This window comes from Aquabacterium sp., assembly GCF_044226965.1.
Classification (GTDB): Bacteria; Pseudomonadota; Gammaproteobacteria; order Burkholderiales; family Burkholderiaceae_C; genus Pseudaquabacterium.
Map to the genome: position 1 here is coordinate 41,995 of NZ_JBGAGA010000017.1, position 17,104 is coordinate 59,098.

A 17,104-nucleotide genomic window follows, 5' to 3' on the forward strand; every position below is an offset into this window, starting at 1 on the left:
TGTCAGTTCTCGGCGATCTTCGAGCCCTTGATCGTCACGTCGCTCGAGGCCTTGATGCCGATCTTGCCGTTGCCCGAGATGGTGATGTCCTTGCCCTTGATCTGGATCGTGCCGTCCTTCTTCAGCGTGATGCTGGCGTCGCCGGTCTTCAGCGTGATCTCGTCGCCGGCCTCCAGATAGAACTTCTTGCCCACCTGCACCAGGTCGTCCTTGCCGACCTTGGTTTCGCGCTTCTCGCCGATTTCCACGGTGGCGTTCTTCGCGACGCTGTGCTTCAGGTGCTGGCCGACGCTGATGGTTTCGTCCTTGCCGACCGTGTGCTCGCGGTTCTTGCCGACGCTGAGCGATTCGTTGTCGGCGACGTCCATCGTGCGGTTCTTGCCGATCGACACCGACTCGTTGGCGCCGACGCTTTCGGCGCGGTTGTTGCCGATGGTGATCGACTCGTTCCTGCCGACGCTCTCGGTGCGGTTCACGCCGATGGTGATGGACTCGTTGTTGTCCACCGTCTCGGTGCGGTCGTGGTGGATCGTGATGGTCTCGTCGTGGTCGACCGTCTCGGTGCGGTCGTGCTTGATGTGGTTGGTCTCGTCATGGTCGATGGTCTTGTCGCGGTCGTGCCCGACCCAGTGCGTCTCGTCGTTCTCGACCTCGATGTCCTGGTTCTTCTCGGCATGCAGCCACACCTGCTCGCTGCCCTTCTTGTCCTCGAAGCGCAGCGCGTTGGCATTGCCGTACGCACCGCCCTTGCTGGAGCGCGACAGCACGCCCGACTGCGTGGCATTGGCGGGCAGGTCCCAGGGCGGCATCTGCTCGGCGTTGTAGACGCGACCGGTGATCAGGGGCTGGTCCGGGTCGCCTTCGAGGAAGTCGACGATCACCTCCTGGCCGATGCGCGGCACCTGGATGAAGCCGAAGCTCTTGCCCGCCCACACCGAGGCCACGCGCATCCAGCACGAGCTGCTTTCGTTCTTCTTGCCGTAGCGGTCCCAGTGGAACTGCACCTTCACGCGGCTGTACTTGTCGGTGAAGATCTCCTCGCCGCCGGGGCCGACCACCACCGCCGTCTGCGGCCCTTGCACGAAGGGCTTGGGCGTGCGCCGCGGCGGGCGGTACTGCTGGCCCGACGGAATGGCCAGGAAGCTGCACTGGTACTCGCCCGCCTCGTTGCCCGATTCATGGCCGTGGATGCGCGCGCTGACGTGGGCCTGCACGCACAGGTACTCGGCGTTCTGGTCCGCGCGCGGATGTTCGGCCAGCTCGAACAGCGTGCCGGTGGCCAGGCCGTGCGCATTGGTGCGGCCCGACAGCTGCTCGAAGCGGGCATGCAGCTCGTCGATGCGGTTGTCGGCCAGTTGCTGGCCGTCGCTCTTCTGCAGGTAGTCGCCCTGGAAGTCGAACTGCTCGTACTTGGACAGCTCGTGGCCCTGCGGATTGGCGGTCTCGACCTTGAGCGACGTGGAAGGGCGCTCGAAGTCGTAGCTGGTGAGGGCGATCTTGCCGGGCTTGACCTCGCGCGAGAAGTTCCAGTCCGAGATGAAGTCGACATCGGGCGAGGTCTGGCCGATGTTGGCGTAGTACGGAATCTTCGCGTTGCCCGGGGCGGCCGCATGCGCACTGCTGGAGTCGACAATCATCAGCTTGTGCTCGCCCGGTGCGTGGGCGAAGTACCAGTAGATGCCTTCGTCCTCCATCAGCCGCGCGACGAAGTTGAAATCCGTCTCGCGGTACTGCACGCAATAGGTCCGCTTGCGGTAGCTGCGCACCAGCTTGAATTCGCAGTTCGCGATGGCGGCGTGGTTCTTGAACACTTCCTTGACGATGTCCGGCACCGTCATGTCCTGGAAGATGCGGCAATCGGCGCGCCGTGTCAGGAACCACAGCCAGGGCACGACCTTGGCCTGGTAGCCGAAGTAGCGGCCCTGGTGCCGGCCCAGTCCGAACTGCGCGACATAGCCGCACACATGGCGCTGCGCGCCATCGCGCAAGGTGATGGTCACCGCCATCGGCAGGCCCAGCAGATCCTCGGGCTTCAGGTCGGGCTTGTCGCTGGTCAGGTGCAGCTGCATCTCTTCCAGCAGGCTGAGGCCCGACGAGAAGCTCAGCGACTCGAAACGCAGGTCGGCCGCCGGCAGCGGCGACGACAGGGAGATCGGCGACGTCGGCATGGCGGGGTCGGACCTGTGGCAAGCACCTGCCAACGATGGTCGTGCATGGACCTGGCCGGGGCCATGGCCAAAAGTCACGACCCGTCCTGCCAATTAGGGATGGCCGCAGCGCGGCCGCGGCCGCGTCAGGGCGCGAGCATCAGGATCAGCGTCTGGCTCGGCACGATGCGCACGCCCGGGCAGTTGGTGCTGTTCTGCAGGCTCATGCTGGTCATGCGGGTGGCCGGCGCGCCGTTGATCAGCACCGTGAAGGCGCCGGTCAGGTGGCGCGACGGACCCATCACCGTGCCCGAGGCCACGCCCATGTTCACACCGGCGTTGTCGCCGTTGGTCATCGGGATCGTGGTGGCCAGGTTGTGCGCCGGGCCCATCATGAACAGCACGGTGGGGTTGTTCGGCACCGCCATCGGCCCCATCGCGATGTTCGGATAGGGAATCGGCGTGGGCACCGGCGTGGGCGTCAGGCACACGTCGGGGAAGCCCATGTCGGTGCCCATCAGCTGGCAGTTGGCGAACATGGTGCGTGGCTCCTGGCGTCAGCCCATGTGGATCTGCGCGGCGCGCGACTTGATCAGCCGCTCGCCCTGCACGATGACATGCTCGCCCTGCACGCTGGCCAGCTGGCCGGCGCGCAGGTCCAGCACCTCGGCCTGCACCAGGTCGATGCCGGAGGTGACGCGCTGGTGGTGCTGCGCGGTGTGGGTCACGCGCTCGAACACCGAGCGCAGGCTGTTGCCGGTGAGCTTGACCGCGCCCACCACCGCTTCCCAGGCCGCGCCGATCACGCTGGCCTGCTCGACCAGCAGGTCCAGGCGCTGGCTGCGCACCTGCAGCGCCTGGGCGTGCAGGCTCATGCGGCCATCGGCACTGGCCAGCGTGGCATCGGCCGGCAGCTGCACGCGCGCGCCGGCCGACTCGATGCGCTCGAGCACCTGCGTGACCCAGTAGCGCGCCACCTCGCCTTCGCCCACGATGCCGCAGCACCAGACGGTGTCGCCCACCTGCGGCTGCAGCAGGCAGGAGGCGGCGACCCGCGCGGTGAACGAGCCGGTGTCGGCATTGACGACCCAGGCCGCCTGGCCGTTTTGCTCCGCCACCGCGCAGACGACGCCCGGGCCCTGCCACGGCGTGGGGGTGGGCGCGGGCAGCAGCGCGGCGGGCCGGGCATCGGCGCCATGCAGGTTCGCGGGGTGTTGCGTCGTGCTCATCGGAGGCTCCTGGAGGTCGTGTCTTTCAGCCGTTAGGCCAGAGTTCGGCGCGGGCCTGGACCGGGTCGGTGCCCAGCCCGCCGTGGCCCGCGGGCAGTTCGGTGCCGTTGAGGTCGCTGCGGTGGAACTTCGCGCGTTCGAGCTTGCTGCCCTGCAGCCGGCATTGCGGCAGCTTCGCGCGCGAGAAGTCGGCATAGGTCAGCTCGCAGTCGCGCAGGCTGCACTGCTGCAGCGTGGCGTCGGCGAAGTAGGCCTGGTACAGGTCGGCACCGTCGAAGCTGCACTGTTCCAGCTGCGCTTCGCCGAAGAGGGCGTGGCGCAGCCGCGCACCGCCGAACTTCGCGCCCTGGGCGCGGGCCTTCATGAAGATCGCCATCGCGGCATCGGCGCGGGTGAAGTTCGCCGCGGCCAGCGAGGCCGACTGGAAGTTGCTCTGCGTCAGCGTGGCGCCTTCGAAGTTGACGTTGTCCAGCGCGCTGTCCGGGAACTGGCAGCCGGTCACGCGCTGGCCCGCAAAGCTGCGGCCCTTCAGGTCGACCTCGTGGAACACGGTGTTGACGAAGCTCGCGCCGGTCCAGTCCGCTTCGGCCAGGTCGATGCTGGAGAAGGTGACCTGGTGGAAGTGCACGTTGCGCAGCACCGCCTGCGGCAGGGCGCAGCTGACGAAGGTGCTGCGATCGATCAGTGCGCCCTCGAGCTGCGTGCGCGAAAGGCGGCAGCGGTGAAAGGCCGCGAGGTTCAGGTCGGCGCCGTTCAGCACCGAGTCCTGCAGGCCGGTGTCGAGGAACTTGGCCGCATGCAGGTTGGCGCGCGCGCCCTGCACCTGCTGGAAGCGGCAGCGGTTGAAGACCGTGCCGCGCAGCTGCGCTTCGGTGAAGTTGGCGCCGGTCAGGTCGCACTGGTCGAACACCGCTTCGCGCAGGTCGGCGTTGCTGAAGTCGGCTTCCTGCAGGTTCACTTTCGTGAAGGCGGCGCCCGGCAGCGGCGCGCGCGCCATCGTCATGCCCTGCAGCTGGTGGCCGACGATGGGCTCGCCGTGGTGGGCCAGCAGCGTGAGCTCGAGGATGGTGAGGCTGGGCGTGGCCATCAGGCGGCTCCGGTGGGCGCGCGGCGCCGCGGGTGCACCTTCAGCCGGTCGGCCAGCGTGCCCAGCAGCTGCGTGTGCTCGTCCAGCTGCACCTGCGCGAAGTCGGCGCCATAGAGGTTGGCGCCGCGCAGGTCGGCGGCGCGCAGGTCGGCCTTCTGCACGATGGCATTCATCCAGTTGCTCTGCGCGGCGTTCGCGCGTTCGAGCCGGGTGCGGATGAACAGGCCGCCGGCGAACGAGGCCTTGTCCAGCAGCGTGTCGCTCATGTCGGCCTCGGAGAAATCGGCGCCGGCGGCATCGGCCTGTACCAGCCGCGCCTTCGCGAGCTTGGCGCCGCGCAGGTTGGCCCCGGCCAGGCGGGCCTGGGCGAAATCGGCGCCCTGCAGGTCGCAGCCCTGCGCGAAGATGGCCTGCGGCAGCTGCGCGCCGGCGAACACCGCGCCGGCCAGCGCGCACTGCACGAAATTGGCCGAACCCAGGTTCGCCTGCACAAAGCGTGCGCCGGCCAGCGAGCACTCGAGGAAGTTCGTCTGCGAGAGGTTCGCTCCGTCGGCGATCAGCCCGTCGAGCGTGAGCTTCAGCAGCATCAGCCCGCCGGCCTGGGCACCGCGCCAGTCGCAGTGGCCGAATGCGCATTCGAGCCATTGCGTCTGCGTGAGTTTGGCGCGCACGAAGCTCACCTGGTCCACCGCGCAATGGCTGAACACCGCGGCGGTGCAGTCGGCTTCGTCGAAGCAGGCACCGGCCAGTGCCGCGCCGCCGAGGTTGGCGCGCAGCAGCTGCGCCCCGCGCAGGTCGGCCTTCTGCAGCTGGGCGTGGGCCAGCACGGCTTCGGTCAGGTTGGCGCCGGCCAGCCGCGAGCCTTGCAGGTTGGCGCTTTCGAGGTGGGCGCCGGTGAAGTCGGCGCCGCTCAGGTCCAGGCCGGAGAGGTCGACACCGGTCAGCTCGGCCAGCGCCAGGCTCTTGCCCTCGCGCAGCAGCGCCACCACCTGCTCGCGCCGCGGCGTCGACTGCGCCGGCGGCAGCGGGTCGGCCGGCTCCTGCAGATGCGCGCCCAGACGGTAGTTCATGCGCATCGCGCCTTCGGCCTCGGCCAGCTTGGGCGCCGCGTCCAGCAGCTTGCGCGCGCCTTCGCGCGGGTCGGGCATGTGCTTGAGCTGCAGGGCCAGCGCGGCCAGCTCGCGCGCGGCCTTGAACTTCGGCGGGCCCTTTTCCTTCAGCGCCTTCAGGTCCACGCCATGCTGCTCGGCCTTGGCCTTGGCCTCGACGATGTCGCGCGCCGCGGCGATGGCGGCACGGCCCGTCTCTTCCAGGCCTTCGCGCATCGACTTCTCCACCAGCGCCGGCAGTTCGGACAGGGTGGGCGGCTTCTCGCGCACCAGCTTCTGGATGCCCATCGCCGCCGGGTCCAGGCCCTTGGCGATCAGGTCCTGGCGCGTCATCTCGAGCTTGACCTCGGCACCACGGAACTGGGCTTCGCCGAGGAAGCCGTGCACCTTGTAGTCGGCCTCGACCGCGGCCATGTCGGGGTCGACCATGTCGAGGTCGGTGGGCGTCAGGTCGGACTCGATCAGCGCGAACAGCGCGCCGAGCTTCGGGTCGTCGCGCCGGGCCATCACGCTTTCGTAGTGTTCGTCGGAGCGCGGCTGTCCGGTGCGTTCGACCGCGGCCATCAGCGTCTGGACGTCGTAGGCGTCGTCCTCGGTGCAGTCAGCCAGGCCGTGGAAGACCATCACGCCGCGCTCGGCATGGGGGAAGAACCAGATCGTCGACAGCGCCAGCGGCACATGGCGCAGCTTGCCGGCATGCGGGCCCGAGCCGTAGCGCACGAAGGCCCGGCAGCCCAGGCCCGGCAGGCGGCCGCCCACTTTGGGTTTTAGCGGGTGCAGGTTCTCGAACAGGAAGGGCTCGTCGCCGCGCAGCGGCTGCGGCAGCCACTGGTCGGGCGGCGCGAGGTTGAAGTGGCGCCAGTCCAGGTCGGGCGGGAAGCCCGGCGCGTACTTCGGCAGCCACTGCTCGTCGTAGGTGCCGCGGTACTGGGCGCGCTGGGTCCAGGTCGGGTCGATGCGGCCGAAGCCGGCCGGCGGCAACGCGGCGTCGGGCCGGGTGGTCGGCGCCTGCGGGTACTCGATGTTCGGCAGCCATTGCACGCCGTCGGGACCCGGCGCGTGGCCGCGGCCCGCCGGGTTGGCCAGGAAGTCCGGGCCGCCATAGGCACGCGACCAGTCGATGGGCAGGCGCTCGAAGGGCTCGGCCGCACCCGGCTTGCGGCCGGACCAGCGCCGGTCGCCGTGCACCACCAGGGTCTTCTGCACCGTGCCCACCTGCGCGCGCACCGCGCAGGCCGTGGCGCTGCCGTCGGGCGGGCAGGCCATCGCATGGAGCAGGAACTCGGGCTGGGTCTTGATGACGCCTTCGTCGAGGATGGGCTCGACCATCTCCTTCGAGACGAAGCCCCACATCGACGCGTCGGTCCACAGGCCGAAGGGCTCGGCCTCGCGGAACGGAAAGTACAGCGTGGCGGAAATGCTCAGGCCCAGCTTGCCGCGGTGCTGCACCACGCGGCTGCCGAGGCCAAGACAGGCGGGCTTGTGGACCTGCATGGCCTCAGTGGCCAGCCGGCGGGTTGGCGCCGCCGCCGGGGTTGGCCGCCGCAGCCGCCTTGGCCGCATCGGCCTTCGCCGCCGCTTCGGCCGCGGCCGTGTCCTTGGCGGCCTGCTCCTCGGCGGCCTTGGCCATCTCGTCCTGCTTCTGCTTCATCGCGTCTTCCGACTGCTCGGGGTGCGCCTGGTCGTACACGTTGGTGCCGGCACCGAAGATCGTGGCCACCATCGCCTTCAGCGTCGGGCCGTCGGCCGCGCTGCGGGCCTGGCCGTAGTTCGGGGCGGCGGCCACGGCCTTGAGGAAGTCGGCGATGTCCTTGAAGGCGGCCGCCGCATTGACGATTGCCGCGCCGACGCTGACGCCGATGGCCGCGCCGACACCGATGGCCGCGCCCGCGCCGCCGCCGCCGCCGCCGCCGCCGGCACCGCCACCGCCGGTGATGACCTTCAGCGCGCTCTGCGCCACGTCCACCGTCTTCTGCTCCAGGCCCAGCGGGCCCATCACCAGCTCGGGGCCGGCCATCATCTCGATGGTGGCCGACAGGCCGGCGTTGATGGCTGCCGAGATCGAGGTGTTGATCGAGGCGCCGATCGTGCAGGTGGTGGCCAGCGAGATCTCGAGATCGTTCTTCACGCCGATGAAGGTGTTGCGGCAGCCGGCGATCAGCGTGTCCGACGCGGCACCCATGTAGGTGCCGGTGTTGGAGCCGAGGAACACGTCGTTGGCCTGGTTCACCGTGCGGTTGAACTGGTTGCCGAAGTACTCGAAGTTGCCCGGGCTGGTCCACTTGAAGCTGGGCGCCACGTACTCGACCCCGCCGCCGGAGGTCATCTTGCGGGCGCCGGAGGTGAACACCTGCATCTCGCCGGTGACACCGACCTTCAGGCCGCTCTTGTGGATCTCGGTGGTGCTGCCGCCGATGATGCGGCTGTAGTTGCCGGTGACCGACAGCGAATCGGGGCCCTTGACGTTGGTGACGCGGCCGACGTTGATGGTGTTCTCGCACAGCCCGGCATCGACCGTGTACTTGTGCCCGCCGGTGACGTGCACCTCCTCGCCGCCCGCGGCCACGGTGACGAAGCGCCCACCCTTGTTGACGATCAGCGTGTCCTTGCGGTCGATGATGACGCGCCGGTCGCGCATGATGTTCTCGGTGCGGTCGCGGCCCACGGTGGTGAACTGGTCGTTCTCCACCGAGGTGAACATGTCCTTCTCGGCATGCAGCTCGAGCTTCTCGTCGCCCTTCTTGTCCTCGAAGCGCAGCATGTTGGCGTTGCCGTAGGCCCCGCCCTTGGTCGAGCGGGTCAGCACGCCGCTCTGGCTGGCATTGGCCGGCAGCGCCCAGGGCACCATCTGGTCGCCGTTGTAGACGCGGCCGGTGACCAGCGGCTGGTCGGGGTCGCCCTCGAGGAAGTCGACGATCACCTCCTGGCCGATGCGCGGGATCTGGATGAAGCCGAAGCTCTTGCCGGCCCAGGCCGAGGACACCCGCATCCAGCACGAGCTGGTCTCGTTCTTCTTGCCGTAGCGGTCCCAGTGGAACTGCACCTTCACGCGGCCGTACTTGTCGGTGAAGATCTCCTCGCCCGCGGGTCCGACGACGATGGCCGTCTGCGGCCCCTGCACGAAGGGCCGCGGCGTGTTGCGCGCCGGCCGGAACTGCTGGGCCGACGGAATGGCCTGGAAGCTGCAGCGGAACTCGCCGCTGGCATTGCCCGATTCGCTGCCGTTGACCTGTGCGCTGATGTGCGTGCGCAGCACCAGGTATTCCTGGTTCTGGTCGTCGCGCGGGTGCTGCCGCAAGGTGAACAGGTGGCCGGTGGCCAGCCCGTAGGCATTGGTGCTGCCCGAGAGCTGCTGGAAACGGGTCTGCAGCTCGTCGATGCGGTTGTCCAGCAGCTGCTGGCCGTCGGCCGGCTTGACGTAGTCGCCCTGGAAGTCGAACTGCTCGTAGTCGGACAGGTCGATGTCGTCGCGCGGCGCGGTCAGGCCCACCTTCAGGCCCATGCCGGGGTTCTCGAAGTCGTAGCTGGTCAGCGCCACCTGGCCGGTGGCGATCTCGCGCGAGAAATGCCAGTTCGAGACGAAGTCGACATCGGGTGAGAGCTGGCCGGTGTTGGCGTAGTAGGGCAGCTCCTCGTAGCCGGGGGCCGCGGCATGGCCGCTGGTGGAGTCGACCAGGATCAGCTTGTGCTCGCCGGCGCTGTGCTCGAAGTACCAGTAGATGCCTTCGTCCTCCATCAGCCGGGCGATGAAGTTGAAGTCGGTCTCGCGGTACTGCACGCAGTAGGTGCGCGTGCGGTAGGTGCGCGTCAACTTGAATTCGTGCGTCGCGATCGCGGCGTGGTTCTTGAACACCTCCTTGATGATGTCGGGCGTCGACATCTCCTGGAAGATGCGGCAATCGGAGCGCCGCGTCAGGAACCACAGCCAGGGCACCACGGTGGCCTGGTAGCCGAAGTAGCGGCCCTGGTGGCGGCCGAGGCCGAAGCGCTGCACGTAGCCGCACACGTGGCGCTCGGCGCCGTCGCGCAGCGCGATCGTGATGTCCACCGGCTTGCCCAGGATGTCCTCGGGCTTCAGGTCCGGCTTGTCGCTCAGCATCTGCAGCTGCATCTCCTCCAGCTGGCTCAGGCCGCTGGAGAAGGTCATCGAATCGAAGCGCAGGTCGCCGTCGGGCAGTGACGACTTCAGGGAGATCGGCGTATTGGTGGGCATGGCGGGCTGGAACCTTGTCGGCCTATGGTGCTGATCGTCGGTTCCGCCGCGGCGGCTGAACAGCGCCTTTGGTCATGCGCGGGGCGCGTAGTTCACGAACTGCGCGCCCCGCCCGGCGCGGCGCGTCAGGAAGATTGGTCGAATTCGTAATGGAAGTCACCGTCCTGCACGCTGACCTTCGCGCCGGTGATCTCCTTGCCTTCCATCATCCGCTTCAGGAACTCGCGGCTCACCTCGGGCAGCATGGTGTTGGTGAGGATGGCGTCGATCATGCGGCCGCCGGATTCGCTTTCGGTGCAGCGCGAGACGACCAGCTGGACCACGTCCTCGCCGACCTCGAACGGGATCTTGTAGCGCGCTTCCACCCGCTTCTTGATACGGCCGAGCTGCAGCTTGACGATGCGGCCCAGCATCTCGTCGGACAGCGGGTAGTACGGAATCGTCACCAGCCGGCCCAGCAGCGCGGGCGGGAATACCTTGAGCAGCGGCTCGCGCAGCGCCTTGGCCATGCTCTCGGGGTCGGGCATCAGCTCGGGGTCCTTGCACAGCCCGGCGATCAGGTCGGTGCCGGCGTTGGTGGTCAGCAGGATCAGCGTGTTCTTGAAGTCGATCAGCCGGCCTTCGCCGTCTTCCATGAAGCCCTTGTCGAAGACCTGGAAGAACAGCTCGTGCACGTCGGAGTGGGCCTTCTCCACCTCGTCGAGCAGCACCACCGAATAGGGCTTGCGCCGCACGGCCTCGGTCAGCACGCCGCCTTCGCCGTAGCCGACGTAGCCCGGAGGCGCGCCCTTGAGCGACGAGACGGTGTGCGCCTCCTGGTATTCGCTCATGTTGATGGTGATGAGGTTCTGCTCGCCGCCGTACAGCGCCTCGGCCAGCGCCAGCGCGGTCTCGGTCTTGCCGACGCCCGAGGTGCCGGCCAGCATGAACACGCCGATCGGCTTGTTCGGGTTGTCCAGCCCGGCGCGCGAGGTCTGGATGCGCTTGGCGATCATCTCCATCGCGTGGTCCTGGCCGATCACGCGCTGGCCCAGCAGCGTGGGCAGCTTCAGCACCGTGTCGATCTCGTTGGCGGCCATGCGGCCGACCGGGATGCCGGTCCAGTCGCCCACCACCGAGGCCACGGCCTGGTAGTCCACCGTCGGCAGGATCAGCGGGCTCTCGCCCTGCAGCGCGCTCAGCTCGGCCTGCACTGCCTTGAGTTCAGCCAGCGCGGCCGCGCGCTCCTCGGGCGTGAGGGCCGGCGCCTGGGCCTCGGCCGACTCGGCGCTGCCCAGGTTGTGCGGCGACTCGGCCTTGCGCTCGAGCTTGCTGCCGGTGCCTTCCACCGGGTGGGTGCTGCCGCGCAGCTTGGCGCGCAGGCCCAGCAGCTTGTCGACCAAGGCCTTCTCGGCCTGCCAGCGGGTGTTCAGCGCCTCCAGGCGGGCACGCTCGGTGACCAGCTGGCTCTCGACGAGGTTGGAGCGCTCGGTGGTGTCGATGCCGATCGCCGCTTCGCGCGCGATGATGCCCTGCTCGACCTCGAGCGACTCGATGCGCTTCATGCAGTCGTCCACCTCGGGCGGCGTGGCATGCAGGCTGACCGCGACGCGGGCGCAGGCGGTGTCGATCAGGCTGACCGACTTGTCCGGCAGCTGGCGCGCCGGGATGTAGCGGTGGCTGAGCTTGACCGCGGCCTCCAGCGCTTCGTCGAGGATCTGTACCTGGTGGTGCTTCTCCATCGTCGAGGCCACGCCGCGCATCATCAGCACCGCACGGGGTTCGGTCGGCTCGTCCACCGTGATGGACTGGAAGCGTCGCGTCAGCGCCGGGTCCTTCTCGATGTGCTTCTTGTACTCGGCGAAGGTGGTGGCGCCGATGGTGCGCAGCTGGCCGCGGGCCAGCGCGGGCTTCAGCAGGTTGGCCGCGTCGCCGGTGCCGGCCGCGCCGCCGGCGCCCACCAGCGTGTGCGTCTCGTCGATGAACAGGATGATCGGCTTGGGCGAGGCCTGCACCTCGTCGATCACCGAGCGCAGGCGCTGCTCGAACTCGCCCTTCATGCTGGCACCGGCCTGCAGCAGGCCCACGTCGAGCGTCAGCAGCGAGACCTCCTTCAGCGCCGGCGGCACGTCGCCGCGCGCGATGCGCTGCGCGAAGCCTTCGACCACCGCGGTCTTGCCGACGCCGGCCTCGCCGACCAGGATGGGGTTGTTCTGGCGCCGCCGCATCAGGATGTCGACGACCTGGCGGATCTCGTCGTCGCGTCCGACGATCGGGTCCATCTTGCCCGATCGAGCCTGCTCGGTCAGGTCGGTGGTGAAGCGCTTGAGCGCCTCCTGCTTGCCCATCGCGGCGGGCGCGATCGCGTCGCTGGCCTCGCCGGGCGCGGCGCCGCTTTCGCTGGCGCTCATCACGTACTCGGGCGATTGCGCCAGCAGTGTCGGGAACTTCTCGGTCAGGTCGTCGAGCTTGATGCGCTCGAACTGCTTGGAGATCGAGAACAGCGCGCCGCGCAGCGAGGGCGTCTTCAGCATGCCGACGATCAGGTGGCCGGTGCGCACCGCCGTCTCGCCGAACAGCAGCGAGCCGTAGACCCAGCCGCGCTCGATGGCGCTGAGGATGAACTCGGAGAAGTCGCTGATCGACGAGGCGCCGCGCGGCAGCCGGTCGAGCGAGCGGGTGAGGTCGGCGGCCAGCGCGGCGGTGTCGAGCTCGTAGTGGCGGATGATGCGGTGCAGGTCGCTGTCGGGCGTGTTGAGGATCTGCGCGAACCAGTGCTGCAGCTCGACATACGGATTGCCGCGCATCTTGCAGAACACGGTGGCCCCTTCGATGGCCTTGTAGGCCAGGGGGTTCAGCTTGCCGAACAGGGTGTTGCGGGAGATTTCAGCCATGTGAAGCTCCGGGTCGACGGAGGAGGAAGGACGACCCCGGCCGCAGCCGCAGGTCGTGGCGATCGGTGCCGGGGCGGCGCAGTCCATTGCGGCGGCCGCCGCTGCCGAGCCAGCTGGTCAGCCCCAGGCGCATGCGGCGGTCCAGCCGTGGCTCGGGCACGTCCTTCTGGCGCAGCGTGAGCTGCGTGTCCCAGCCCAGGTCCAGCCCGCCCAGCAGCCTGACCCAGTCGTTCAGGGGTTGCCAGGCGCTGCCGCCGGGCAGGAAGTCCTGGTACTGCGCCATCGTCAGCGGGCCGATGTGCAGGCGGAAGCGGTACTGCCGGTCCCACACCTTGTGGCCGGCGTTGGCGCTGCGGCCCAGCTCGGCATGCGGCACCTGCGAGCGTTCGGGCCGGTTGCGCGCGAAGCCCAGGCGCGAGCGGTCGGCCTTGTCCAGCATCAGCCAATGGCCGACATGCGGCTCCAGCGCCACCGGCACGCGGAAGTACTGGCGCAGCGCCTTGGTCAGCGCCTCGGGGTGGCGGCTGCGGTTGCCGATCAGGCCCGCCTGGTACAGCTTGGCATGCTCGGGCACCGCGCTGGCGCCGGGCACCTGGCGGTTCAGGCCGAAGCAGGCGCCCAGCCAGGCGGCATAGCGGTCCTGCTGGCGGTCCTGCTGCACCACCGGCTGGGTCTCGGCCCAGGCGCGGTAGAACAGGCTCAGCAGCCGGTGGTGGAAGATGTCGAGGAAGCGCGAGATCGTCGGGTCGTTGCGCTGGTGCAGGCGCTCGCGCACGTACTCGGTCAGGTGCAGCGGCATCGGTCCGTGCGGCCCCAGCAGCCCGAAGAAGCGCACGCCCAGGCGCCGCGCGTAGTCGTTGCGCTGGAAACGCGCCAGCGCGGCCGGCGCGAAGTCGAGCTCGGGCACCTGGCCCAGGCGCAGGTACTCCTGCGAGGGCCGCAGGCCCTTGCCGAGCACAGGCGCCTCGGGGCGCAGCGCGTCGACGCGGCGCATCAGCGCGAAGAAGTCGAAGGCCCAGGGGCGGGCTTCGACCTCGTCCATCAGCCGCTGCAATTCGACGTTGGCGGCATCGGCCGCCGCCTGCCGCGCGTCGGCCACCGGGCGGTGCCGCGTGGTGCTCACAGCGTGGCCCTCTTGCCGACGTGCGGCGCCCAGGTCTTCACCAGCCCGCGCTGCTGGCTGCGCAGCGTGAGCTGGGTGAAGCTGTTGATCGCGGCATGGCGCGCGAAGAAGTGTTCCAGCACGCAGGCCATCAGGAAGGCGCTGGCGCCCTGGAAGGCCAGTTCGTTGACCTCCAACTGCAGGTCGATGCCGCTGCCGAAGCTCAACGGGCCCTTGAACGGCAGGCGCCGCACGATGGGCTGCGCCGACAGGCTCAGGATGCCGTCCACCTGGTGGCCCCAGGTCAGGTCGCCGGGCGGGCCGTACAGGCGCAGCGTGTCGCGCAGGGCGCCGGCCACCTGCGCCGGCGTGCCCTCGAAGGCCAGGTGGTTCTGCGTCAGCTGGCTCACCAGCTGCCAGCCGATGTCGCCGGTGGCACGGCGCGAGATCGGCCGCGTCGGGCCGCGCATGCACTCCACCGTCTGCACCGGACCGGGCGTGTCGAGCCGCCAGGCGGTGGCCCCGGCAGAGCCGGCCTGCGGCAGCAGCGCGGGCAGGTCGCGGTTGGTGACCAGCGCGTTGACCGAGAGCTGCCGCAGCGTGTCGCGATAGGCGCCATGGTGAGCGTCCACCAGCGACATGAAGACTTCCTCGCCGATGTAGGCCGAACGCGGGCCCTGCTGGCGCTGGCGGTCGGACATCAGCCGCGGGTCGCGCCGCAACGTGAAGTAGCCATGGCCCTCGGCCGGCGCCTGGTGGTGCGCGGTGTACAGCGCCTTGAACTCGCGCTGCGCATCGCGGCCGCTGCCGTGGCCGACGACGTTGCTCACGCTGTGGACTTCCAGGTCCATCGGCCGCGTGCGATCGGGCACCAGGTGGTATTCCCAACTGCCCGCGCCCAGCGGTACGCGATCCAGCCGCTTCGGGAAGAGGTTGATCGCGGGGGTGCAAAAAAGCGCGAGGCTCCCGCCGTCCACCAGCGTTTCTAGTGCGGGGTCCCCGCGCGCAAACAGGATCACCAGCTCGACCAGGTCGCCGGCCACCTGGGCCAGGCGCGGCGCGAGCTCGGTGATGTCGAAGAACAGCAGGCGCTGCGGCATCGCCGAGACTTCCTGCAGCAGCCGATGGCCCGAGAACGCGCGCAGCGATTCAGGCAGCAGCGACTGCTCGGCCTCGAAGCCCACCGGCTGCACGCTGGCGGTGTCGCGCCACTGGCGGCCGAGGTCGGTGGTGCCGGCCGTGCCGGGCACGACGACCAGGCTGCCCAGCGCGGTGCCCAGCACCAGTTCGTGCAGGCGGTAGGCCACGTCGTCCGGCGCGCTGATGTACAGGCACAGCCGTTCCATCTTCAGCTGCTTGAACTGCAGCCCGCCACCGGCGCGCAGCTTGATGCGCAGCCCGCCCTTCATCGGCTTGGCCTGCGGCAGCCGCGACAGCGCGAGGTCCGGCGCGTGCGTGAAGTACTGCACCGACGCCAGCTCGACCGGCCACAGCGTCACGTCCATCGCGGTGCGGAACTCGCACAGCGTGTCCTGGCCGCGCGGCGTCTGCGATTGCAGGCCGCTGTCGCGCGGCACGGTGTAGCCCTTGGCCAGGTTCGGGTCGGTGGGGTCGGCGCCGAGCCTGGCCACCATCATCGAGGGCACCGGCGACAGGAAGTTCGGGTAGATCGATTCGAGCAGGTGCGCAATCAGCTTCGGCTGCTCGGACTCGAGCTTGAGCTGCACCCGCGCGGCGAGGAAGGCAAAGCCCTCCATCAGCCGCTCGACATAGGGGTCGGAGACCTCCATGCCTTCCATCCCCAGGCGCGAGGCGATCTTCGGGAACTCGGCGGCGAACTCGGCGCCGACCTCGCGCAGGTGCGTGAGTTCGTCCTGGTACAGGCGGACGAGGCGCGGATCCATGGCGGTGGCTGCTGACTTCCTGAGTTAGAAGGCCCGCGAGGGCGCCACGCCGGAAGCGTCGCGCACCTCGACCTGGCCGGCTTCGAGGTCGAGCTTGGTGCGCAACAGCACTTCCAGCGGAATGGGCTGCGCCCACAGGTGGCCGCGGATCTCGAACTCGATCATGTTGTGGGTGTCCAGCACGTTCGAGGCCTCCAACGCCACGACCTTCAGCGAGTCGGGCAGCAGGCGCGGTTCGAAACGCAGGATGGACTGGCGGATGGTGCGTTCGAGCAGGCTGATGTCGACCCGCGACACCAGCTGGCCGGACAGCGGCGGCAGCCCGTAGTTCAGCACGCTCTCGGCCACCAGTTGCGGCACGTCCTGCGACGCGGTGAGCGGCTGCGTGGCATTGAACAGCCAGGCCAGGTCGCGCAGCACCGCATTGCGCAGCTGCGACTTCGACATCACGCGCCGCTCCAGCGGCTCTTCGCTGGCGCCGGGCGCGTCATCGGTCAGGCGGTCGAGCAGCGCGGGCTGCAGGCGGTCGCGCACCTCGCCGGTGGCCATGGGCGGCGGCCTCTTCAGCCGGCTGCGGCGCCATCGGCCGCATTGCCTTCATGGTCGCCTTCAGCGGTGTCTTCGCCGGGGTCGTCCTCGTGCATCAGCTCGCCGTCGAGCAGGATCTCGCGCACTTCGAGCAGGCCCTTCTCGGACGCCGAGCTCGACAGCACGCGCTGGCCGAGTCCGCGGAACTGCTCGTCGCCCAGCGGCAGCCACTCGGTCTTGCGCGACATCAGCAGCGCGCCCTCGCCGGTGTCCACCGTGCCGGCGTAGCGGGCCGGCAGCAGCGCCACCGTCTCGCCGCCATGGGCGAAGGTGATCAGGGCCGGCGCCCAGACCAGGTCGCGCAGGTCGGTCGGCGCGTCGATGCTGATCTTGGCCAGGTTGTTGTACGGCAGCCAGCCGTAGCGGCCGTTGATGATGACCTCGAGCACCGGGCCCAGGCGCGAATCGGCGTCGGCGATCCACTCGAAGGCCTCGCCATCGAGGCTGCCGCTGGTGGTGGGCGCGTCTTCGAAGGCCATCGCGCGGAGCTTGGCGGCTTGGCGCCCGTCGCCCTGGGCATCGGCCTGCAGCGCCTGCGCCAGCAGCGCCACCCAGTTCTGCGGGCGGCCGAAGGCATGCGGGACGGTGGTGCCCTTGAACACGGCTTCGCGCACCGCTTCGCACTGGATCGCGGTGCGGTAGGTGTTGACCATCGCCAGCGTGCCGGCATCGAGTTCGCCGCACACCTGCAGCTGGTCGAGCGCCCGCTGCCATTGGCCCAGCACGCTGAGGAGCTGGAACAGGAACACGCGCAGCTTGGGGTCGTTGGCCTTGTTGCGCACCTGCTGCTGCAGCTGCGCGAGGGCCGCCTTCGGGTCGCCTTGGGCGAGCAGTTCCTGAGGGGTGGGCATG

11 protein-coding genes are annotated in these 17,104 nt (G+C 69.2%); all 11 read right to left on the bottom strand.

Annotated features, from left to right (window positions below; all coding sequences use genetic code 11):
- Nucleotides 1-2: 2 nt before the first annotated feature.
- Entirely contained in the window at nucleotides 3-2,168 is a 2,166-nt protein-coding gene (locus ACILR4_RS10240; RefSeq protein ID WP_395700747.1) for a type VI secretion system Vgr family protein, read from the bottom strand.
- 125 nt (nucleotides 2,169-2,293) lie between these two features.
- On the bottom strand, nucleotides 2,294-2,686 hold the full coding sequence (locus ACILR4_RS10245; protein ID WP_395700748.1) for a DUF4150 domain-containing protein: 393 nt from the start codon (nucleotides 2,684-2,686) through the stop codon (nucleotides 2,294-2,296).
- 18 nt (nucleotides 2,687-2,704) lie between these two features.
- Entirely contained in the window at nucleotides 2,705-3,376 is a 672-nt protein-coding gene (locus tag ACILR4_RS10250) for a DUF3540 domain-containing protein (RefSeq protein WP_395700749.1), read from the bottom strand.
- Nucleotides 3,377-3,401: 25 nt separating this feature from the next.
- On the bottom strand, nucleotides 3,402-4,463 hold the full coding sequence (locus ACILR4_RS10255; protein ID WP_395700750.1) for a pentapeptide repeat-containing protein: 1,062 nt from the start codon (nucleotides 4,461-4,463) through the stop codon (nucleotides 3,402-3,404).
- Nucleotides 4,463-7,066: a DUF2169 domain-containing protein gene (locus ACILR4_RS10260; RefSeq protein WP_395700751.1), complete on the bottom strand. Its 2,604-nt coding sequence runs from the start codon at nucleotides 7,064-7,066 to the stop codon at nucleotides 4,463-4,465. Before ACILR4_RS10260 ends, ACILR4_RS10255 begins: the two co-directional genes overlap by 1 nt.
- 4 nt (nucleotides 7,067-7,070) lie before the next feature.
- Complete coding sequence (locus ACILR4_RS10265; protein ID WP_395700752.1) at nucleotides 7,071-9,785, bottom strand: type VI secretion system Vgr family protein; 2,715 nt, start codon at nucleotides 9,783-9,785, stop codon at nucleotides 7,071-7,073.
- 125 nt (nucleotides 9,786-9,910) lie between these two features.
- On the bottom strand, nucleotides 9,911-12,658 hold the full coding sequence (gene tssH / locus ACILR4_RS10270) for a type VI secretion system ATPase TssH (RefSeq protein ID WP_395700753.1): 2,748 nt from the start codon (nucleotides 12,656-12,658) through the stop codon (nucleotides 9,911-9,913).
- The gene (gene tssG / locus ACILR4_RS10275; RefSeq protein WP_395700754.1) at nucleotides 12,651-13,781 is read right to left on the bottom strand and encodes a type VI secretion system baseplate subunit TssG; all 1,131 of its coding nucleotides are present in this window, start codon (nucleotides 13,779-13,781) and stop codon (nucleotides 12,651-12,653) included. The genes tssH and tssG overlap by 8 nt, the downstream gene beginning before the upstream one ends.
- On the bottom strand, nucleotides 13,778-15,664 hold the full coding sequence (tssF, locus tag ACILR4_RS10280; RefSeq protein ID WP_395700755.1) for a type VI secretion system baseplate subunit TssF: 1,887 nt from the start codon (nucleotides 15,662-15,664) through the stop codon (nucleotides 13,778-13,780). The genes tssG and tssF overlap by 4 nt, the downstream gene beginning before the upstream one ends.
- Before the next feature lie 24 nt (nucleotides 15,665-15,688).
- On the bottom strand, nucleotides 15,689-16,213 hold the full coding sequence (gene tssE, locus ACILR4_RS10285) for a type VI secretion system baseplate subunit TssE (RefSeq protein ID WP_395700756.1): 525 nt from the start codon (nucleotides 16,211-16,213) through the stop codon (nucleotides 15,689-15,691).
- Nucleotides 16,214-16,227: 14 nt separating this feature from the next.
- Complete coding sequence (locus tag ACILR4_RS10290; protein WP_395700757.1) at nucleotides 16,228-17,103, bottom strand: type VI secretion system accessory protein TagJ; 876 nt, start codon at nucleotides 17,101-17,103, stop codon at nucleotides 16,228-16,230.
- Nucleotide 17,104 lies beyond the last annotated feature (1 nt).